The organism is Pacificibacter sp. AS14 (genome assembly GCF_038899935.1).
Classification (GTDB): domain Bacteria; phylum Pseudomonadota; class Alphaproteobacteria; order Rhodobacterales; family Rhodobacteraceae; genus Celeribacter.
Window position 1 is genome coordinate 187,546 of the sequence record NZ_JBBMQI010000005.1, and the last position, 20,423, is coordinate 207,968.

Below are 20,423 nucleotides of genomic sequence, written 5' to 3' on the forward strand. Positions count from 1 at the left end.
CAAGACACCAAACAAATCAGGGAAACCGCACGTGATAGAATGGCGTGATCAAGGTGCCGTCTTGGCGGTCCGTAAACACGGAGAAACCTCTGTGATCGTCGATGTGTTCACCGAAAATCACGGACGTCACGCAGGCGTTGTGCGCGGTGGTATCTCGCGCAAAATGACGCCGCATTTGCAACCCGGTGGTCAGGTTTCGCTGACGTGGAAAGCACGCCTTGAGGATCAGCTTGGCAGTTTCACCTTCGAGCCGATCAAAAGCCGTGCCGCCGCTGTGATGAATGATCCGATGGCCTTGTCGGCGCTCAATTCGATCACCGCGATGCTGGCTTTTGCCCTGCCTGAGCGCGAAACACATGGATATTTATACGTCGATAGCATGAGCTTGCTCGACAAGCTGGGCAACGATCCGAGCTGGCCTTTGGACTATTTGCAGTGGGAATTATCGATGCTTGAAGAGCTTGGGTTTGGACTTGATTTGTCATCCTGCGCAGTCACTGGAGCCCATGATGATCTGATCTATGTCTCGCCCAAATCTGGCCGCGCTGTCAGCCGTAAAGGTGCAGGTGAATGGGCGGATCGTATGCTGCCTTTGCCGCAATGTCTGCTGGGCCAAGCGCCGCTGGAATATCGCGAAGTCGTTCGCGGGCTTACGACGACTGGGCATTTTTTAACGCGTTTTGCCATGGAAATGGGCGACAAGCCTGTGCCTGTCGCCCGAGATCGTTTTCTAGATCGTTTGCAAAAATCCGCAGCGCTAGAGCCACCACGTTTCGAAGGTTAATTGAGTAAGCGGCGGGTGATCACCTGTGCTTGAATTTCGCCAGCGCCCTCAAAGATATTAAGGATACGTGCATCGCACAGGATGCGACTGATTTGATACTCTAACGCAAAGCCGTTGCCGCCGTGAATTTGCAGAGCATTATCCGCAGCCGCCCAAGCAACCCGCGCGCCCAAAAGTTTGGCCATACCGGCTTCCACGTCACAGCGACGGCCGTTGTCTTTTTCCCAAGCTGAGCAATAGGTGAGTTGACGCGCCACCATAATTTCCACAGCCATCATAGCAAGCTTGCCTGCCACACGAGGGAAATTGATCAAAGGTTTGTCGAATTGCTTGCGATCAATGGCATATTGCATGCCAACTTCCAAAGCGTTCTGCGCAACACCGATAGCGCGCGCGGCGGTTTGGATGCGTGCCGATTCAAACGTCTGCATCAGCTGTTTGAACCCTTGGCCTTCAATGCCGCCCAAAAGGTTGTCAGCGTCGACTTTGAAACCGTCAAAACCTAGCTCAAACTCTTTCATGCCACGGTAGCCAAGTACCTCGATTTCGCCGCCAGACAGGCCCGCTGTCGGGAAATCATTCACGTCATCACCCGGTGTTTTTTCTGCCAAGAACATCGACAGACCTTTGTAATCTGTCGTGTTCGGATCGGTGCGTGCGAGCAATGTCATCACATGGGCGCGTGCGGCGTGGGTGATCCACGTCTTGTTGCCCGTAACGGTGTAGGTTTCTCCCTCTTTGACGGCGCGTGTGCGTAAAGATCCCAGATCAGAGCCCGTATTGGGTTCTGTAAACACGGCTGTGGGCAGAATTTCCGCGCTTGAGATTTTCGGAAGCCAATGTTCTTTTTGCTCAGCCGTGCCACCGCACAGGATCAATTCCGCTGCGATTTCAGAGCGCGTGCCAAGGGAGCCAACACCGATGTAGCCGCGTGACAGTTCCTCGGACACCACAACCATCGCCGCTTTAGGGAAGCCGAAGCCTCCGAATTCTTCTGGAATGGTCAGGCCAAAGACGCCAAGTTCGGCAAGCTCATCGATGATAGACATCGGGATCAACTCGTCCTTGAGATGCCACTCATGGGCGAAGGGAACAACGCGTTCGTCTGCAAACCGGCGGAACTGATCGCGGATCATTTCCAATTCGTCATCAAGGCCAGTGTTGCCAAAGGTCGCGTGGCCAGCGTTGTCTTGCATCAGTTCCACAAGCCGCGTGCGGGCAGCGATGGTATTGCCCTCCAGCATAAGTTTGGCAGCCTCAGGGTGGCTGGGCTGTACCAATCCCAATCCAAGGTCGGACAGGCGTGCCATTTCGCCTTGGTTCATCGGAATGCCACCATAAATCTGGCTGATGTATTCTCCGAACGCGATTTGGTGGATCAGTTGTTCCATTTCGCCAAAGGTTCCAGCCTCGGTCAGTTTGTCCGCCCAGGCCTGCATTTGGCGCAGCGCTTCGACATAGGTGGCGAGCCAGGCAAGTCCGTGCGCTGCAGTTTGATTGGCTTCGATTTTTGTGTTGGAAATTTTACCTTCGACCAAAAATTCTGCACGCAATGCCGCGCGAGCACGGTCATACAGCGCTGCCATTTTTGGCATGACCGTTGCGGTCAATGTCATCAGATCAGGTAAAACTGCGGGTTTCATTTGCATTTCATGTCCGTCAAGGGCCATCGGGACTCTCCTACTCTTTGGTCTTGGGTAGCTATACGCACTTTGCATTTGCGGCGCAATAAAAATTCAACAAAGCATTAAAAATAGCATTAAAATGTCTCGATGATATTTGTCGTGCGGATTTCATCTAGTCGCAGTAGTTTGATCTAGATCCAAAGCATACGGAGTGACAAATGGACCTTATTTTCAACGATCTATCGGCAATTGCGATCGTTTTCGCTATCGGTATCACTCTGCTTGCGGGCTTTGTAAAAGGCGCAACGGGGTTCGCTTTACCGATGATTATGGTCTCAGGACTTGCAACAATCTTACCCCCCGATGTTGCGATTGCAGCATTGATTGTACCCACGGTGGTCTCAAATGTCTGGCAATCTCTGCGCGGCGGGGGAATCGGCGCTGCAGTTATTGTGGCAAGTCGTTTTAAACTGTACATCGTTACGTTGTTGTTGGTGGTTGTCATCACCGCACAATTGGTGTCTGAAATGTCCCAGAATGCGACTCTGTTGACCATCGGCATTCCGATCACCCTGTTGGCGCTGGTGCTGTTGTCTGGCAAAAAGTTTTCGATAAGCGACGGCGGTCGCAAATTTGCAGATGTGGCTGTCGGCACGATCTCAGGGTTTCTCGGGGGTTTGGCTGGCATTTGGGGGCCATTGACGGTGATGTATCTTACGGCACTGGATACGCCCAAAAAAGATCAGGTTCGCGTTACAGGGGTTATCTTTGGGGCAGGGGCCGTGGTGCTAGGACTGTCCCATCTGAAATCAGGGCTGTTGAATGCGCAGACGATCCCGCTGTCTTTGTTCATGATCATTCCTGTGTTGATCGGACAGACCTTGGGCAATCGTTTGCAAGATCGTCTTGATCAACAGAAATTCAAGCGCCTAACACTGTTGGTGCTTGTGGTCGCGGGGCTCAATCTGATCCGTCGTGGGATGATGTAGCTAATCCAAGCGAGGCACCTGCAACAAAAAAGGCGCGCTCAAATGGCGCGCCTTTTCTTTTGTCATCATGTGAGGCTTAGCCGATTGCTGCGGCTTTCACGTCTTCGTCGATATAGGCGACATACTGTTCGAAGTTTTCAGAGAACATTGAAACAAGTTTTTCGGCTTGTGCGTCATAGGCGTCTTTATCGCCCCAAGTGCGGCGTGGGTCGAGCAAGATATCAGCAACGCCCGCGACAGCAACAGGCACATCAAAACCAAAGTTCTCGTCTTTACGGAACTCAACTTCAGCCAAGGATCCGTCCAGTGCAGCGGTCAGCAAAGCGCGCGTGGCTTTGATCGGCATCCGCGATCCTGTGCCGTAAGCGCCACCAGTCCAGCCTGTGTTCACCAGCCAGCAGGTCGCGCCATGCTTTGCGATCTTATCGCGCAACAAGTTGCCATAAGCTTCCGGACGACGGGGCATGAAAGGTGCTCCAAAACAGGTCGAAAACGTTGGGATCGGTTCCAAAACACCAACTTCTGTACCCGGCGTTTTGGACGTAAAGCCGGACAAGAAGTGATACATCGCCTGCGCAGGTGTCAAGCGTGCGATGGGAGGCAAAACCCCAAAGGCATCACAAGTCAATAAGATGATGTTCTTTGGGTGGCCGCCGAGCGCTGTAGGAGACGCGTTGGAAATGTATTCCAACGGGTAGGCGCAGCGCATATTGTCGGTCAAAGAGTTATCTTCAAAATCCAGCTCTTTGGAATGGGGGTCGAACACCATGTTCTCAACGACAGTCCCAAATTTGGACGTGGTCGCGTAGATCTCAGGCTCAGCTTCAGCAGACAAGTTGATGGTCTTCGCGTAGCAGCCGCCTTCAAAGTTAAAGGTGCCGCGATCAGACCAACCGTGCTCGTCGTCACCGATCAACACGCGTGATGGATCTGCTGATAGAGTGGTTTTGCCCGTGCCTGACAGGCCAAAGAAAATAGCTGTGTCGACAGGGTTGTTTGGGGCGTGGTTTGCAGAACAATGCATCGCCATGACGCCCTTGCCAGGCAAAATGTAGTTGAGCAGCGTGAAAACAGATTTCTTGTTCTCGCCGGCGTATGCCGTGCCGCCAATTAAGATGATCTTCTTTTCAAAGTTCATCGCGATAACCGTCTCAGACCGGCAACCGTGCTTTTGCGCGTCAGCTTTAAAGCTTGGGCAGTTGATGATTGTAAAATCGGCAACGAAGCTATCGAGTTCAGTCAGTGCAGGGCGACGCAACATGGTGCGGATGAACTGGGCATGCCATGCAAGTTCGGTCACAACGCGGACATCCAAGCGATGGGCCGGATCGGCGCCGCCGAACAGATCTTGAACAAAGTAGTCTTTGCCTTTCATGTGCTCGATCATATCGGCGTACAAAACGTCGAAAGCCTCAGGCGCCATGGGTTTGTTGTTTTCCCACCAAATCGTGTCTTCAACATCTTTGGTGCGCACAACAAATTTGTCCTTGGGCGAACGGCCTGTGTGAGAGCCAGTGGACACCAAAAGCGCGCCACCTTTACCAAGTGCACCCTCGTCGCGCTTAAGCGCTTCTTCGATAAGGGCAGGCTCAAGCAGGTTGTAATAGACGTTTCCAAGTCCGTTGATGCCTTGTTCGTCTAGTGTGAAAGCTGGGTTCACGCGTCCAGTTGTCATCTTGCAAGCTCCCCCGCCGCAAACTCGCGGCGTCTCTATGAGGTCAGTATTCGCGATTGGGCTTTTCGCGACCGGCCACCGGATCGGGGCCGATACGTGAGCCTATACCATGCAAAACCAAGCCGTAAACAGGACGTGTCCGCACAGTTAGCGCAACCATTATTGGTTTAGCGCAAACAGTTAGCGCGACCTTGAAACTTTTTAGCTCCGGCAGAGCAAAGTTGGAGTTTGTGAGACAAATTAGTCATTTCTTGAAAAATTTTATGTCTGATGGAGCGGTGCCGATGGGGCGATTCGCGGTTTCCCTTGCCTTAACCCACCGAAATGCAGATGATGGTGAAAAAAACGAGACGATTGAGCAGTTAAAGGAACCCGAAACATGTCGCGGATCGCATTGGTTGACGATGACAGGAACATCCTGACGTCGGTATCTATGACACTTGAAGCCGAAGGCTTCGAAGTCGAAACATATAATGATGGCCAGTCTGCACTGGATGCGTTTAACAAACGTCTTCCAGATATGGCCGTTTTCGATATTAAAATGCCACGTATGGATGGCATGGATTTGCTTCAACGGGTACGTCAAAAAACCAATATGCCCATCATCTTTTTGACGTCTAAAGACGACGAAATTGACGAGGTGCTTGGCCTGCGTATGGGCGCTGACGACTACGTTAAAAAACCGTTCTCTCAGCGACTTCTGGTTGAACGCATTCGCGCCCTTTTGCGCCGCCAAGAAGCACTAGATGGCGTCGAAATCGTTGAAACCGAAGAAACTAAAGTTCTCACACGTGGTGAATTGACCATGGACCCCCTTCGCCACGCAGTCTCGTGGAAAGGAAATGACGTGTCTTTGACCGTCACCGAATTCTTGTTGTTGCAAGCTTTGGCACAACGTCCCGGTTTCGTGAAATCGCGCGACCAGCTCATGGATGTGGCCTACGACGACCAAGTGTATGTCGACGACCGGACCATCGACAGTCATATTAAGCGGCTTCGCAAAAAAATGCGCACAGCCGATAATGACTTTTCCGCAATCGAGACGCTATACGGCATCGGCTATCGGTATAACGAAGAATAATGTCCCTGACCTCTCGCATGTATAGATCTGGCAAAACCCACTCCGAGGATGCAGACGTTGTCCTTGGGGACGATTGGGTTGCCCCCAGAACAACCGACGCGGATTTGCGAGCAAAACGCGAGCGTCGTAAATTTATTGCGATAAATCGCTCCCCGTTGGCGCAAAAAATTATCACGTTCAATCTGGTCGCCATTATCCTTATGGTTGCTGGTATCTTGTACCTTAATCCTTTCCGCGACAGCTTGGTCAAACAACGCGAGATGGCGATGATCTCTGAGGCTGCTTTGATCGCTGACGTGGTCGAACTCATGGCCGGCCAAGACGGACGACTTGATACAGGGGTCGATTCTGATGATCTCGCTGCAATGCTTGGTGTGTTACAGATTCCTTTGCGTGAAGGTGTCTATATTTACGATGAAACCGGCACGCTTTTGGCATCAACCGAAGGTGTCGAGCGCAGTGCCGCTACCACTGTGGCAGGGCTGACCCGTGATCATCGTACCACGGTCATTTCGGATTTTCTCAACAGGATTTGGAGCTTTGCGTCATTTTCTGGTGGCGGCTCAAAAGTCGAAGGCTACGATGAGGCCCAACATATTCAATCTTTGATACCGGGTGCGCTTCAAAACGAAATTCATATTAATTCGACACAAGATCAAACCGGATCGCCAATATTTGCTGTGGCGGCTCCCATCACAGTTGACCTCGATGGAGTTCAAACCACGATTGGTGTTGTTGGACTGCATTCTGGCGAAGGTGATATTGATGCACTTGTGCGTGTTGAGCGCGAACAGATTTTGCAGGTCTTCATTATTGCCATATTGGTCTCTATTGGGCTTAGCCTCGTACTTGCGTCGACCATTGCAAATCCGTTGGCGGATCTCGCCGCAGCCGCTGAAGTCGGGCGTGACAAGAACAGTCGAAAAATGGCGCCGGGACGCGTACGCATTCCTGATCTAAGCGGACGGCCTGATGAGATTGGTCGTCTTTCATCTGCTTTACGCGGTATGGTGTCAGCCCTTTATGATCGGATTGACGCAAACGAACAGTTTGCGGCCGATGTGGCGCATGAGATCAAAAATCCTCTCGCAAGCCTACGATCTGCCGTTGGTTCGTTGCGCATGGTAAAAAAAGAAGAGCACCGCATAAAGTTATTGGACGTTATTGAGCATGATGTGAGACGTATGGATCGGCTTGTCTCTGATATTTCCAATGCGTCCCGCTTAGACAGTGAATTGGTCAAAGAAGAAGAAGAAGACTTCAATTTGATTAAGATGCTCGCAAATTTGACTGAATATTTGTCCCACGAGGCACAAGCAAAAGGCGTCGAATTTATCGCCGACTTGCCGGATAGGCCTATTGTTGTGTCTGGGCTGGAAGCGCGTTTGGCACAAGTTTTCGTCAACTTGATTTCGAATGCGATATCGTTTTGCGAAGACGGTGACGCGATCCGTGTTTGGGTGCGCAAGCGCGACAGCCGTGTTTTGGTGGTTGTCGAAGATACAGGCCCAGGCATTCCCGAACAAGCGCTGTCCAAGATCTTCAAACGCTTCTATTCTGAACGACCAGTCGGGCAGTTCGGTAACAATTCAGGACTGGGTTTGGCGATATCAAAGCAGATTGTCGAAGCGCACGACGGAGTTATCTGGGCTGAGAATATTCGACCCACCGATGCCGACATAACGTCAGACCCTCTGGGCGCGCGTTTTGTTGTCGGCTTGCCCGTGTGAGCTGTTCCCTACAATTGAACAAAAAGCCATCGCAGAAATGCGGTGGCTTTTTGCTGATGTCTGAGGGGTGTCATGGGGAAAGATGATCCGCTTTGCGATGTCATTCACGCCAGCTGTGTCGCAATTGATCCAAGTTTTGGGTTGCTTATTGTTGGGGCGTCGGGGAGCGGGAAATCCTCTTTGGCGCTTATGATGATGGCTTTGGGGGCGACTTTAGTGTCTGATGACCGCACCAAATTAACTATGGATTCGCGAGAAGGCGACCTTGTCGCCTGCGCGCCTGAGACGATTCAAAGCATGATTGAGGCGCGTGGTATCGGAATTTTGAATGTACAGTCGATGCCTTACTGTGTGATCCGGGCGGTTGTTGATCTCGATAAACTTGAACAAGAGCGCTTGCCTCCTGCGCGAATACGTCGCCTACTTAATCAGGACATCCCAGAATATCATCGAAGCGATGGACCGTATTTTGCGGCAGCTTTGATCCAGCTTTTAAAAGGGGGGCGCGTCGCGTCGCTGACCCATGATTGACTTTGACGAACCGCAAGCAAGTGATCAACGCCGTGTTGTTTTGGTGACAGGCCCGTCTGGTGCTGGTCGTTCGACTGCAATCAATGTGCTTGAGGATCTAGATTACGAGGTGATCGACAATATCCCTTTGTCGATTCTGCCCAAATTGCTTGAGGTATCCGGAAAAGGACGGCCCCTTGCGCTTGGCCTTGATGTTCGGAATCGAGATTTTTCTATAAATGCTTTGATTGAGCTCATCGACAAACTTGCGTTGAACGCTGATTTTAACGCATCAGTGCTTTATCTTGATTGCGCTGCTGATGTCTTGTCGCGGCGTTACTCGGAAACACGGCGCAGGCATCCTTTAGCGCCCGCAGAAACTGCTCAAGAGGGTATAGCACGGGAGCAAGACCTCTTAGTTCCCATTCATGCACGCGCTGACATCATCATTGAAACAACGGATATGAGCCCGCACGAGTTGCGCGATGAAATCGAGCGATGGTTTTCTGTTGGGCAACACGCGTCTATGGCGATTTCTGTTCAATCGTTTTCCTATAAACGCGGCATGCCGCGAGGACTAGATATGGTTTTTGATGTCCGCTTTTTGGCCAATCCCTATTGGGATATCTCTTTACGTGGATTGAATGGCCAAGATGAGGCTGTGCAAAAATATGTCATGAATGATGCACGATATGAGGCATTTTTTCAAAAGATACTGGAACTCACGCTTTTATTGCTGCCTGCTTACCGTGAAGAAGGCAAACGACACCTATCTATCGCCTTCGGCTGCACCGGCGGGCAACACAGGTCCGTTGCCTTGGTGGAAAACCTATCAAAGGCCCTTGCGAAACATGATTGGCAAGTGTCAATAAGGCATAGAGAAATGGAGCGGCGTCAATCAGGTGCGCCGCAGGTTGCGTCGAGGGCTGAGGCTTGATCGGAATTGTCATTGTAGCACACGGCGGATTGGCGCGAGAGTACCTCGCGGCGATAGAGCACGTGGTTGGTGAACAGACTGGAATAGAAGCTATATCGATCGCGCCTGACCATAATCGCGAAGCCAAGCAAGCGGAAATTTGCGCCGCAGCAGACAGTGTCGACAAAGGGGATGGTGTCGTGATGGTCACTGATATGTTTGGCGGAAGCCCATCAAACCTGTCGTTGCTGGCCTGCAACCCAGAAAATCGTAAAATCATATATGGCGCCAATTTGCCAATGCTCATTAAACTGGCAAAATCGCGCCATAAAACGGTTGCCGAAGCTGTTGCATCTGCCTTGGCGGCGGGGCGCAAATATATCGATAGCTTTGAGGCTCCGGGCCATTCATTTAGGGAGTGAGGTATGTCGTCTGTTGTTCGTACGCATGAAATACTAAACGTAAAAGGTTTGCACGCGCGCGCCTCTGCAAAGTTTGTCGAAGTTGTGGAAAATCATAACGCTACGGCAATTGTCGAGAAAGATGGCATGGATGCGGGTGGCGATAGCATCATGGGGCTTTTAATGTTGGCAGCCTCCAAAGGAACATCTATTGATGTGACAACAAAGGGCTCTGATGCCGTCGCGTTGGCTGACGCGCTGGAAGCTCTCATCAAAGATCGGTTTGGCGAAGGCATGTAAGCCTTTTAGCGCAGACCTAAAGAGGACAGTATGGAACAGGACAATCAGGCGACAGTGACGCCTAAGGCTGGGGATCCTGGTTTCGTGCCCTACGACGCACGTCGCCTGTCTTATGCCGGGACGTTTTCAGATCCATCCAAGGTTGTGATCATCAGGACCATCGAGTGGATCACCGGCAAGTTACCATTGCTGCGTTATATTCGTCGGTTTGAAAGAATGGGTACGCCCAACGGCCAGCCGTTTTTTACGCAAGCGCTAAAAGTTATGGGCATTGATGTCAAAACGCCTCCTGAACAAATTGCTAAAATTCCCGCAACAGGGCCGGTCGTCGTTGTCGCCAACCATCCTCATGGCTTGGTTGATGGGCTTGTAATGGCTGAATTGATCGGGAAAGTGCGTACGGACTACAAGATTCTCACGCGTTCTTTGCTGACGGGTATTCAAGAAATTGACCCATTCATGTTGCCGGTTCCATTCCCGCACGAAGAAGACAGTCATCGCAAATCGATTTTGATGCGCAATGAAGCAATGGCGCACCTCAAATCAGGTGGCGTGATCATTTTATTCCCAGCCGGCGCTGTAGCGACATCTGACACCTGGTTTGGTCCCGTGAAAGAAAAGCCATGGAACCCGTTTACGGCTAAAATGGTATTGAAATCAAACGCACAGGTTGTTCCGATATATTTTTCTGGCCGGAATACGCGTTTGTATCAAATTGCAGATAAAATTTCCGCCACGATACGCCAAGCGCTTTTGCTGCATGAAATCGTTCATGCGCGGAACAAAGCTCAATCCCCTGTGATTGGCGACCCCTTGTCGGCTGATCAATGTAGTGAATGGAAATCCAAGCCGGGCGGCTTCATGGAGTGGCTGCGCAGCCACACGCTTGCTCTCGGTGGCCGCACAGACTGATTGCAAATGATCTAGCGAGTCGGCACAGGTGTTTCGCCGCGGTAATCATAAAAGCCTCGCTTAGATTTGCGGCCTAACCAACCCGCTTCAACATATTTGGTGAGCAGCGGGCAGGGGCGATATTTGGTGTCGGCCAATCCGTCGTAGAGTACATTCATAATCGCAAGACAGGTGTCTAGCCCGATGAAATCTGCCAGTTCCAGCGGACCCATTGGCTGGTTCGCGCCAAGCTTGAGCGATTGGTCGATGGAGGTCACGGACCCTACGCCCTCATAAAGGGTGTAAACCGCTTCGTTGATCATCGGAATCAAGATCCGATTGACGATAAAACCTGGAAAATCTTCAGCGCTGGCTGCGACTTTCCCCAAGCTTTCGACGACTTTAAGCAAGGCCTGATAGGTTTCGTCATCTGTGGCGATCCCGCGGATAAGTTCAACAAGTTGCATCACAGGAACGGGATTCATAAAATGAAATCCCATAAATTTTTCTGGTCGATCGGTACGCGATGCCAAACGTGTGATTGAAATTGACGAGGTGTTAGATGTCAAAATCGTTGCCGGTTTCAAATGCGGCTGCAGTTTTTCAAAAATCGCGTTTTTGATTTCTTCGCGCTCAGTTGCCGCTTCAATGACCAGATCGCATTGTCCAAGGTCTTCAAGCGCAAGCGTTGTTGTGATCCTCCCCATTGTGGCGTCCAAGTCAGCTTGCGAAATTTTCTCCTTGCTCACTTGGCGATCCAAGTTTTTGCGAATGGTCGCCAAAGCTTTTTCAAGGCCTTCTTGTGAGATATCGTTGAGCAAAACCTGATACCCTGACAAGGCGAAGACATGGGCAATCCCGTTGCCCATTTGCCCTGCTCCGACGATGCCGACAGTAGAAATTTCCATAGTGTTGTGCTCCCTTGTGCCTATTTCGACCATACCCGTGCCTGCGCAGGCTTCAAGGCGTGAAGGTGCTGCGAGACCCGTAAAATTTGGGCAAAATTGCAAGTTTAGCGTTTTTGAAACCTGTATCTGCGAATCTCTGACTTGGGTGATTTAACTAACCAGCGGGTGGACGACATGGCTTACCAAAATTCGAGCGATAGTGCTCTGAACTACTTTCCTTGCCGATACGGAAAATCAAAACTCTTATTCCGTGGCCCCAAGAAAAACTTGCAAGATGATTATATCGCCTGTGTTGGCGGTACAGAAACATACGGGAAATTCGTTGAGATCCCATTCTCGGAATTGGTGGGAGAGGGGTTAAACATGACTTCGATCAACCTTGGGTGCGTGAACGCTGGGACCGACGTTTTCTTGACCGACGAGACCGTGATGAATATTTGTAAGCACGCAAAGGCAACGGTGTTGCAAATCTCCGGTGCGCAAAACATGTCAAACCGATTTTATGCCGTCCATCCGCGCCGAAATGATCGCTTTTTGCGAGCATCGACGCTTTTGAAAACCATCTACCGAGAAATCGATTTTACGGATTTCAATTTCACACGGCATTTGCTGACGACTTTGGAAGCTGAGTCGAAAGAAAAATTTGCAATGGTACGTCAAGAACTTAAGGATGCTTGGGTTGCGAGAATGAGAACCATGATTCAAAAAATGCCTCAAAATTTGGTGTTGCTGTGGGTTTCAGACCGTTCGCCTGATGACGCCGAGGCTTGTAACGCACTGCACGGAGACCCGTTGTTTGTTGATCGGGATATGATCGAGGAAATTCGTCCACTGGTCAAATGCATCGTTGAGGTCGTCGCATCGCCACAGGATATAACGCAAGGTTTCGAGCTTATGACCTACTCAGATTTGGACGCTCTCTCTGCACGTGAGATGCTCGGTCCAATTGTTCAGAGTAAAGTGGCTGATGCGGTGACGCAGGCCCTTGCTAGACTGATTTAAAAGCTTGCTGGGTTTAATAAAAAAATGGCCTGCCACGTTTGGCAGGCCATTTTGAATTCTATTGTAAAGTTTAGCGAAACTTAAAGCTTCTCAATTAGTTCTGGCACAGCAGAAAACAGATCTGCGACCAGCCCGAAGTCAGCAACTTGGAAAATCGGTGCTTCTTCGTCTTTGTTGATGGCAACGATGACTTTACTGTCTTTCATGCCCGCAAGATGCTGGATCGCACCGGAAATTCCGACAGCAAGGTAAAGGTCGGGTGCCACGACTTTGCCTGTTTGGCCGACTTGTAAGTCATTTGCCGCAAAGCCTGAATCCACCGCAGCGCGCGACGCGCCAACAGCCCCCCCAAGCTTGTCTGCAAGCTTTGCGATGAGCGCAAAATCGTCTTCAGAGCCAACGCCACGACCGCCAGAGACGACCACGCCAGCTGAAGTCAATTCAGGGCGGTCGCTGGTGACAACCGCGTCGCCAATGTGGCTCGATAGACCAACATCACCCGCACCCGATGCTGCTTCAACGACAGCTGATCCGCCATCCGCAGCAAGCTCTAGTGTAGCGGTGCGGAAAGTCACAACTTTGATCGCATCGGATGTTTTCACAGTTTGAATTGCGTTGCCCGCATAGATCGGACGCTTGAAGGTGTCAGCGTCGATCACTTCAATCACGTCGGATAAAATCATCACGTCCAAAAGGGCCGCCACGCGAGGTAAAACGTTTTTGGCGATGGATGTTGATGCGGCTGTTATGTGGCTAAAATCGCCAGAAAGACCTGTGATCAGGCCTGCGATGCTTTCGGCCAGACCGTTCGCGTAGGCAGAATCGTCAGCCAACAACACTTTTGAGACCCCTGCGATTTTTGCGGCTTCTTTCGCTGCTGCGGCAGGACCACACACGAGCAAGGTCACATCGCCGAGTTGTGCCGAGCCAGTGACAGCTTTCGAGGTTGCATCCAGCACCAATGCGCCGCCCACAACTTCTGCAAGACAAAGTACAGCCATTAGACAAGGCCCCCTTCTTTGAGTTTCTCGATCAATTCGTCAACGGATCCAACCATAACACCTGCAGCACGGCCAGCGGGTTCTTCTGTGGTGACGATTGTGTGGCGCGGGGTAATGTCGACATCAAAGTCCGCGGCGGATTTCTCATCCAGCGGCTTTTTCTTTGCCTTCATAATGTTGGGCAAAGACGCGTAACGAGGTTCATTGAGTCGCAAATCGGCGGTGACAACTGCGGGCAATTTTACCGAAATCGTTTGCAGGCCGCCGTCAACTTCACGGGTTACAATCGCAGTGCCATCTTCGATTTTGAGTTCAGATGCAAACGTCGCCTGCCCCCAACCTAAAAGCGCTGCGAGCATCTGTCCCGTCGCATTCATGTCATTGTCGATTGCCTGCTTGCCGGCGATGACCAGCTCAGGCGCTTCCTCGTCAATTACAGCTTTCAAAAGTTTAGCAACGGCCAGAGGCTCGATCGTGACACCTTGATCTGTTGTGATCAAAATTGCACGATCTGCCCCCATCGCCATGGCTGAACGCAGCGCGTCAGAGGATTTTTTCTCGCCGATGGACACGACAAGAACCTCGGTCGCGATGCCCGCCTCTTTGAGGCGAATGGCTTCTTCGACGGCAATTTCGTCAAACGGGTTCATCGACATCTTGACGTTTGTGAGATCAACACCAGACCCGTCTGAGCTGACCTTTACCTTAACGTTATAATCAATCACGCGCTTTACAGGCACCAAAACCTTCATGCGAATTCTCCCTTGGATTGAGGGCCGCGTTTTAGGTGCGGCGCTGAATACGTTCAGTTTGGCACATTTATGACTCGTATGGATGTAAAGAAACAGCCCCAAATGCCACGAAAGTTGAATGGATGCGTTCCGTTACTTTTGGTTTATCGGTTGGCTCCTGGGACCCAAAGAACGTCATTTTGGCCATTGTTGTTCGCAACACGTGCGGCAACAAAAAACCAATCAGACAGTCTGTTTAAATATTTGATTGCGGATGGATTGATGTTTTCTGCCGTATTTAAGTCGACAGTCAGGCGCTCGGCGCGGCGTGCGACGGTACGACACAGGTGCAGGTGAGCCGCCAAAGGCGTGCCTCCGGGCAGAATAAAAGACCGCAACGCAGATAGGTTCGCATTCATGATGTCGATTTCAGTTTCCAAACGATCTACCTGCGAAGAAATCATGCGCAGTGGCGGGTATTCTGCGTCATCGTCTTTTTCCATGTGGGGGCGGCACAGGTCTGCACCGAGATCAAATAAATCGTTCTGTATCCGTGCGAGGGCCTCGTTCATATTCGTCTCAGCAGTCAATCGCGCCAAGCCAACTGTTGAGTTCAACTCATCCACGGTGCCGTATGCTTCAACGCGCGGGGCATATTTGGCAACGCGGCTGCCATCGCCAAGGGCGGTTTCGCCTGTGTCGCCAGTGCGGGTGTAAATTTTATTAAGAACGACCATATCAGCCTCCTGTTTTACGCAGAGCGACAAATATCACGACAAGGACCACGACAATTAGCTGCGCTCCAATGCGATATTGCATCATTTTATTCGACTTTTTCGCGCCGTCCAGCCCGCCGCGCCCCATAAGACTTATGCCTCGGGCAAGGATAAGAGAGACGATGACACAGCCGACAATCACGGCGATGAAGAGAGGATCCTTCAGCATGATGCTGTCCTTTACCTAAATACGTTACCAGTGATATAGCGTGTCCGGTGGTAAAACCAAACACGCGAAGTGCCGCGCCCTGAGCAAGAAAGGGGCCGCTAGGACTTTACGGCGATGGCGTCGAACACCGAGGTCGGGAGGATGCGGCGCAAAATGGCCGCGATCCACGTGGGTGTCGTGACATAGTAGTGTGCGCGCGGGCGATCTGTGTTGAGCGCCTTGATCAATGTGTTGGTGACAGCCTCTGCCCCAAGTTCAAATCGATCAGGTGCTTTGCTGGCTTCATAAAGCCGTGGCACCAAAGATGCGCGATATTGATCTGCCCTCACCGAGTTTTCCCAGTCGATCCATTTGTCGAACTCTTTGCGCGCGTTGAGGCGAAAGTCGCTGGTGATGGGGCCAGGCTCGATACTGACGACATGGATTCCCGTGCCGCGCATCTCAAGTCGCAGCGTATCGGTGAGACCCTCAAGTGCGAATTTCGTCGCGTTGTAGGACCCACGCCATGGCATGGCCACAAGGCCCAAAACGGATGAGCATTGGATGATATGTCCATGACCCTGAGCACGCATCACCGGAATAACGCGGCGTGTCAGGTCGTGCCAACCGAAAAAATTGGCCTCAAAGTTTTGGCGCAAGGCCTCAACCGGTAAGTCTTCTACAGCGGCCGGAATGGCATAGGCACCATTGTTATAAAGCGCGTCCAGCGTGCCGCCGGTCAATTCCAGTGCTGTATTGAAACCCGTTTCAATCGAATGAGGGTCCTCATAATCAAGGACGAAACTGTCGAGGCCTTCAAGCTTTAGTCTGTCGCAGTCGCTTTGCTTTCGGCATGTGGCCAGAACGCGCCAGCCCTTAGTTTTTAAGGTTGTAGCCGCGTGATAGCCGATGCCCGATGAGCTGCCGGTGATGAGAATGGACCGCATGGAATACCCTTTTGACGCCTGAGTTTGCACAGGTCACGCGCCACGACGCATGGGCCTATCGGCGCAAGGTGGCTATTCCGCCAGAGGTGTCAAGAAGCGAGAAGACATATAGCCCTCAACGCCGTCGCCTTCGATGACGATTTTTACCCAGCTGCTGTCCGGATCCGAAATCACGCGCACGACATCTGAATACTCGACTTGGCCCAAAACAGGATTGGACGTTGACGGGCCCGAACGCACGTTTACGCGGTTGGCCGTGACAGAGCGGAGGAGCATATCATCTGATGTGACTTGCGCATCGCCATTTGTCTGGCGAGCCATAAGTGCAACAAGTTTGCTTGGGTCAGCGACAGTAGTCGTGGATACGATGGTAGAGTTCCCATCTGCGTTTTCTGGGATGAAGCTCGCGTTTTGTGCAAAAGCGACGCTTTGCTGGTTCGGTTTTATAGGGTCGACTTGATCCAATGTTGCAACATAAGTGGTCTTGCGCTTTGAGGTGTCCGTAAAGGCCTCTGACATCAGGGTAACAATTGATGTGCGCTGTGCGCGCAGCGTTGCCAGCTCGGCCTGTTCATCCGAGGATAAATCCCCGCCAAAGGCTAAAAATAAAACAAATAGACCACCAACGGTCAACGCAGATAGGCGCAGCATACCAGTTCCCCCGAACACACTTGTTAACAACGCTATCTATACAAAATTGTTTAAAATTTTGCGGGGAAAAAGGGAGAAGTTTTCCCGCGTTTTTCCTGCCTGCCGCATTCTTGCCACATTTGAACGTGCGAGGCCGCTTGCTCGTGCGCGACGGCGCTTGTATCACTGTTTCATGAGCAGTGATTTGATAGATAATAACGGCGGTCAGAGCGATGTCCCTGGCGAGACCTTAGAGCCCCTGCGTCGCGCCATTGGCGAGCGCTACCTGACCTATGCCTTGTCGACGATTATGCACAGGGCCTTGCCCGACGCGCGTGATGGTTTGAAACCTGTGCATAGGCGTATTTTATACGCGATGCGTGAGCTTCGTTTGGCCTCAAACGGTGGGTTCCGTAAGTCTGCGAAAATTTCTGGTGACGTGATGGGCAACTATCACCCGCATGGCGATATGGCGATTTACGATGCGATGGCGCGCTTGGCCCAAGACTTTAACGTGCGCTATCCGCTGGTGCATGGTCAGGGGAACTTTGGCAATATCGACGGCGATAACCCTGCAGCGTCGCGTTACACTGAGGCGCGGATGACGGCTGCGGCCGAGGCCCTGCTTGAGGGGCTTAACGAGGATGCGGTCAATTTTCGCGCCAACTATGACGGCACGCTGACAGAACCTGAAGTACTGCCTGCGGCTTTTCCGAATCTGTTGGCGAACGGGTCCACCGGTATCGCTGTTGGCATGGCCACCAATATTCCGCCGCACAACTTGGTGGAATTGGTCGATGCCAGCTTGCACATGATCAAAACGCCTGACGTGCGTGACGAGACCTTATTGAACTATGTCCAAGGGCCTGACTTTCCGACAGGTGGCGTGATCGTTGAATCCAAAGAAAGCATGATCAAATCCTACGCCACAGGGCGCGGATCGTTCCGTTTGCGTGCCAAGTGGGAAGTAGAAGACCTGGGGCGCGGCGTTTGGCAGATCGTTGTCACCGAAATCCCCTATCAGGTGCAAAAGTCCAAGTTGATCGAAAAGCTGGCAGAGCTTATTCAGGTCAAAAAAGTGCCTATTCTCGGCGACGTCCGCGATGAAAGCACCGAAGACGTGCGCCTGATTTTGGAGCCGAAATCCAAAAACGTCGATCCAGATATGTTGATGAACACCTTGTTCCGCAATTCTGATCTGGAAATTCGCTTTTCGATGAACATGAACGTGTTGATCGATGGGCGTACACCTAAAGTTTGTTCGCTCAAAGAAGTGCTGCGCGCCTTTTTGGATCACCGCCAAGATGTGTTGTTGCGCCGTTCGCAGCATCGTTTGGAAAAGATAGATCACCGCTTAGAAGTCCTGCGCGGTTTTATCATCGCCTTCCTTAATCTGGATCGCGTGATCGACATCATCCGGTATGATGATGATCCCAAAAAGGCTTTGATGGCCGAAGTCTGGCATCCAGACTCCCCACGGGCGATGACCGAGAAAGACTATATTTCTCCGCTGCCTGCTGCGAGCGGCGTCGGCGAGTTGTCCGAAGTGCAAGCCGAGGCTATTCTCAACATGCGTCTGCGCAGTTTGCGCCGCTTGGAAGAAATGGAACTTGTGCGCGAACGCGACGCTTTGATCGACGAACGCGCAACCATCGCAGAGCTTTTGGCGACCCCTGGTGTGCAATGGGATCGGATTTCCGAAGAGCTCAAAGACATCAAAAAACGCTTTGGCAAAGACTATGAGCGCGGGCATCGCCTGACGCAATTTGCAGAAGCCAAAGATGTTGATGACGTGCCTTTGGAGGCCATGATCGAACGCGAGCCGATTACGGTTGTCTGTTCGCAAATGGGTTGGATTCGCGCCATGTCTGGTCACATTGATCTGACGCGAGACTTGAAATTCAAAGACGGTGACGGGCCACGCTTTACCTTCCACGCGGAGACGACGGACCGTCTGCTGTTGATTGGCTCAAACGGACGCGTTTTGACGCTGTCTGCTGCCAATCTGCCCGGTGGGCGCGGCATGGGCGAACCGGTGCGGTTGATTGTCGATCTGCCCAATGAGGCAGAAATTATCGACTTGATCGTGCACAAACCGGGTGAAAAACTGTTGTTTGCCTCAAGTGCTGGCGACGGGTTTATCGTGCCTGAAAATGATATCATCGCGCAGACGCGGACTGGCAAGCAGGTGCTTAACGTCAAAGATGGTGCCGTGGCTGCTTGCGTGCGCCGTGTGGTTGGCGATCATGTTGCGGTGATTTCGAAAAACCGTCGTTTCCTTGTCTTCCCGATTTCAGAGGTGCCAGTGCTTGGGCGCGGCAAAGGCGTGCGACTGCAAAAGTACAGTATGGCGCGCGGTGCTCAAGGTATGTTGGAACTCGACGGTGGCTTGAGTGATATCACGACGTTCAATATCGAAGACGGGCTTAGCTGGACCATGGGCGGTGGCAATACCCGCACCGAGAAAGACCTGAGCCAATGGGTCGGCAAGCGGGCAGGGGTTGGTAAACAGCCCCCGCACGGTTTCCCGCGTGATAACACATTTGGCTGAACAAAAGGGCGCTCGATTGGGGCGCTCTTTTTGCAAGTGGGACCATTATGTGTGCGCCTCACATTGATTGTGCTTTTGATGACCTTCACACTGATGGGGTGTGGCGAAGCCTCTTTTGCGCCTGCGTCAATGGCGCGACTTGCGCAGGCAAATATTCGATTCAATCATATCAGTATCGTCGCAACGGATATGGTGAAAAATGCCTATTCTGATGATGTTTCGCCCGAAGATATGACCACACAGCTGCGGCGGGCGATCACGTCAAAGCTGTCAGAATTGCAGGGCGATAGGGTTTACAATATCGGTATCAAAGTGACTGGTTATATGTTGGCAAACCCTGCTGTTCCAACAGTTTCGTCACCCAAGTCGGTTCTTATGCTTTCGGTAAGCGTTTGGAATGATTCGCCTGATAACAAGCTTATGTTGCCTCCCTCCACAGTGATTGCGGTCGATGGATTATATGGCTCAGCGCTGAGTATAGCCAAGTCACAAGGCAGTAAGGATCAAAGGCTTGCAGCGCTCACCGTCAGGGCTGGCGTTGAAATTGCACAGTATTTGGCGCGAAATGCTCAAAGTCTTGAGGCGAGCACACCTTAAAACGGCCCAGCCGTTGCTGTTCCCGCACAAGGTGCCGCGCAACCTGAGGGAATTGTCAACTGACTCTTGATTTTATGTCTCGAAAACAATAATTAGCCCGCGATGATAATTCGGGCCAATCTCGGCCCCTTCTAAATGTAAAGGCGCCTTGATATGGCTAAGGAAAAGTTCGAGCGTAATAAACCGCATTGCAACATTGGCACAATCGGCCACGTTGACCACGGTAAAAC

General features: G+C 51.6%; 21 protein-coding genes and 1 pseudogene. 13 read left to right on the forward strand and 9 right to left on the reverse strand.

What is annotated here, in order from left to right:
- Nucleotides 1–34 precede the first annotated feature (34 nt).
- On the forward strand, nucleotides 35–784 hold the full coding sequence (gene recO / locus WNY38_RS07750; protein ID WP_342856788.1) for a DNA repair protein RecO: 750 nt from the start codon (nucleotides 35–37) through the stop codon (nucleotides 782–784).
- Here the strand turns inward: recO and WNY38_RS07755 are convergent.
- Nucleotides 781–2,454 carry an acyl-CoA dehydrogenase family protein gene (locus WNY38_RS07755; protein WP_342856762.1) on the reverse strand — a complete coding sequence of 558 codons (1,674 nt, stop codon included), beginning with the start codon at nucleotides 2,452–2,454 and terminating at the stop codon, nucleotides 781–783. The genes recO and WNY38_RS07755 overlap by 4 nt on opposite strands.
- 173 nt (nucleotides 2,455–2,627) lie before the next feature.
- Here WNY38_RS07755 and WNY38_RS07760 point away from each other — a divergent pair, with 173 nt between their 5' ends.
- Complete coding sequence (locus tag WNY38_RS07760; RefSeq protein WP_342856763.1) at nucleotides 2,628–3,398, forward strand: sulfite exporter TauE/SafE family protein; 771 nt, start codon at nucleotides 2,628–2,630, stop codon at nucleotides 3,396–3,398.
- A gap of 76 nt (nucleotides 3,399–3,474) precedes the next feature.
- Here WNY38_RS07760 and WNY38_RS07765 read toward each other — a convergent pair whose 3' ends face one another.
- On the reverse strand, nucleotides 3,475–5,073 hold the full coding sequence (locus WNY38_RS07765; RefSeq protein WP_342856764.1) for a phosphoenolpyruvate carboxykinase: 1,599 nt from the start codon (nucleotides 5,071–5,073) through the stop codon (nucleotides 3,475–3,477).
- Nucleotides 5,074–5,452: 379 nt separating this feature from the next.
- Between WNY38_RS07765 and WNY38_RS07770 the strand changes: the two genes are divergently transcribed.
- From WNY38_RS07770 to WNY38_RS07800, 7 genes are all read left to right on the forward strand, one after another.
- Nucleotides 5,453–6,154 (forward strand): response regulator transcription factor, encoded by a 702-nt coding sequence (locus tag WNY38_RS07770; protein WP_342856765.1) that lies wholly within the window; start codon nucleotides 5,453–5,455, stop codon nucleotides 6,152–6,154.
- Nucleotides 6,154–7,884 (forward strand): sensor histidine kinase, encoded by a 1,731-nt coding sequence (locus WNY38_RS07775; protein ID WP_342856766.1) that lies wholly within the window; start codon nucleotides 6,154–6,156, stop codon nucleotides 7,882–7,884. Before WNY38_RS07770 ends, WNY38_RS07775 begins: the two co-directional genes overlap by 1 nt.
- A gap of 72 nt (nucleotides 7,885–7,956) precedes the next feature.
- On the forward strand, nucleotides 7,957–8,415 hold the full coding sequence (locus WNY38_RS07780) for a serine kinase (protein WP_342856767.1): 459 nt from the start codon (nucleotides 7,957–7,959) through the stop codon (nucleotides 8,413–8,415).
- Nucleotides 8,408–9,331, forward strand: coding sequence for an RNase adapter RapZ (rapZ, locus tag WNY38_RS07785; protein WP_342856768.1), 924 nt, complete (start codon nucleotides 8,408–8,410; stop codon nucleotides 9,329–9,331). Before WNY38_RS07780 ends, rapZ begins: the two co-directional genes overlap by 8 nt.
- Nucleotides 9,328–9,732 carry a PTS fructose transporter subunit IIA gene (locus WNY38_RS07790; RefSeq protein ID WP_342856769.1) on the forward strand — a complete coding sequence of 135 codons (405 nt, stop codon included), beginning with the start codon at nucleotides 9,328–9,330 and terminating at the stop codon, nucleotides 9,730–9,732. Before rapZ ends, WNY38_RS07790 begins: the two co-directional genes overlap by 4 nt.
- A gap of 3 nt (nucleotides 9,733–9,735) precedes the next feature.
- Nucleotides 9,736–10,011, forward strand: coding sequence for an HPr family phosphocarrier protein (locus WNY38_RS07795; protein ID WP_342856770.1), 276 nt, complete (start codon nucleotides 9,736–9,738; stop codon nucleotides 10,009–10,011).
- A gap of 30 nt (nucleotides 10,012–10,041) precedes the next feature.
- Nucleotides 10,042–10,923, forward strand: coding sequence for a lysophospholipid acyltransferase family protein (locus WNY38_RS07800; protein ID WP_342856771.1), 882 nt, complete (start codon nucleotides 10,042–10,044; stop codon nucleotides 10,921–10,923).
- A gap of 11 nt (nucleotides 10,924–10,934) precedes the next feature.
- Here the strand turns inward: WNY38_RS07800 and WNY38_RS07805 are convergent, their stop codons facing one another.
- The gene (locus tag WNY38_RS07805) at nucleotides 10,935–11,810 is read right to left on the reverse strand and encodes a 3-hydroxybutyryl-CoA dehydrogenase (RefSeq protein WP_342856772.1); all 876 of its coding nucleotides are present in this window, start codon (nucleotides 11,808–11,810) and stop codon (nucleotides 10,935–10,937) included.
- Between the two features lie 174 nt (nucleotides 11,811–11,984).
- Here WNY38_RS07805 and WNY38_RS07810 point away from each other — a divergent pair, with 174 nt between their 5' ends.
- Nucleotides 11,985–12,812, forward strand: a complete 828-nt coding sequence (locus WNY38_RS07810; RefSeq protein ID WP_342856773.1) for a DUF6473 family protein — start codon at nucleotides 11,985–11,987, stop codon at nucleotides 12,810–12,812.
- An 80-nt stretch (nucleotides 12,813–12,892) separates the two neighbouring features.
- On the opposite strand, the gene WNY38_RS07815 is transcribed toward WNY38_RS07810, so the two are convergent.
- The 6 genes from WNY38_RS07815 to WNY38_RS07840 form a co-directional block, all read right to left on the reverse strand.
- Complete coding sequence (locus tag WNY38_RS07815; protein WP_342856774.1) at nucleotides 12,893–13,813, reverse strand: FAD-binding protein; 921 nt, start codon at nucleotides 13,811–13,813, stop codon at nucleotides 12,893–12,895.
- Nucleotides 13,813–14,565, reverse strand: coding sequence for an electron transfer flavoprotein subunit beta/FixA family protein (locus WNY38_RS07820; protein WP_342856775.1), 753 nt, complete (start codon nucleotides 14,563–14,565; stop codon nucleotides 13,813–13,815). The genes WNY38_RS07815 and WNY38_RS07820 overlap by 1 nt, the downstream gene beginning before the upstream one ends.
- Before the next feature lie 143 nt (nucleotides 14,566–14,708).
- Nucleotides 14,709–15,281 (reverse strand): cob(I)yrinic acid a,c-diamide adenosyltransferase, encoded by a 573-nt coding sequence (locus WNY38_RS07825; protein ID WP_342856776.1) that lies wholly within the window; start codon nucleotides 15,279–15,281, stop codon nucleotides 14,709–14,711.
- A 1-nt stretch (nucleotide 15,282) separates the two neighbouring features.
- A complete protein-coding gene (locus WNY38_RS07830; RefSeq protein WP_342856777.1) occupies nucleotides 15,283–15,489 on the reverse strand; it encodes a twin transmembrane helix small protein in 207 nt (68 codons plus the stop codon).
- 98 nt (nucleotides 15,490–15,587) lie between these two features.
- Nucleotides 15,588–16,415, reverse strand: a complete 828-nt coding sequence (locus WNY38_RS07835) for an SDR family NAD(P)-dependent oxidoreductase (RefSeq protein WP_342856778.1) — start codon at nucleotides 16,413–16,415, stop codon at nucleotides 15,588–15,590.
- Nucleotides 16,416–16,487: 72 nt separating this feature from the next.
- The gene (locus tag WNY38_RS07840) at nucleotides 16,488–17,066 is read right to left on the reverse strand and encodes an SH3 domain-containing protein (RefSeq protein WP_342856779.1); all 579 of its coding nucleotides are present in this window, start codon (nucleotides 17,064–17,066) and stop codon (nucleotides 16,488–16,490) included.
- Nucleotides 17,067–17,250: 184 nt separating this feature from the next.
- On the opposite strand from WNY38_RS07840, the gene WNY38_RS07845 reads away from it, so the two are divergent.
- The 3 genes and pseudogenes from WNY38_RS07845 to WNY38_RS07855 all read left to right on the forward strand — a co-directional run.
- Nucleotides 17,251–19,596, forward strand: coding sequence for a DNA topoisomerase IV subunit A (locus WNY38_RS07845; RefSeq protein WP_342856780.1), 2,346 nt, complete (start codon nucleotides 17,251–17,253; stop codon nucleotides 19,594–19,596).
- 78 nt (nucleotides 19,597–19,674) lie between these two features.
- Entirely contained in the window at nucleotides 19,675–20,193 is a 519-nt protein-coding gene (locus tag WNY38_RS07850) for a hypothetical protein (RefSeq protein WP_342856781.1), read from the forward strand.
- A gap of 153 nt (nucleotides 20,194–20,346) precedes the next feature.
- Nucleotides 20,347–20,423, forward strand: a pseudogene (locus WNY38_RS07855) (elongation factor Tu); the annotation flags it as partial.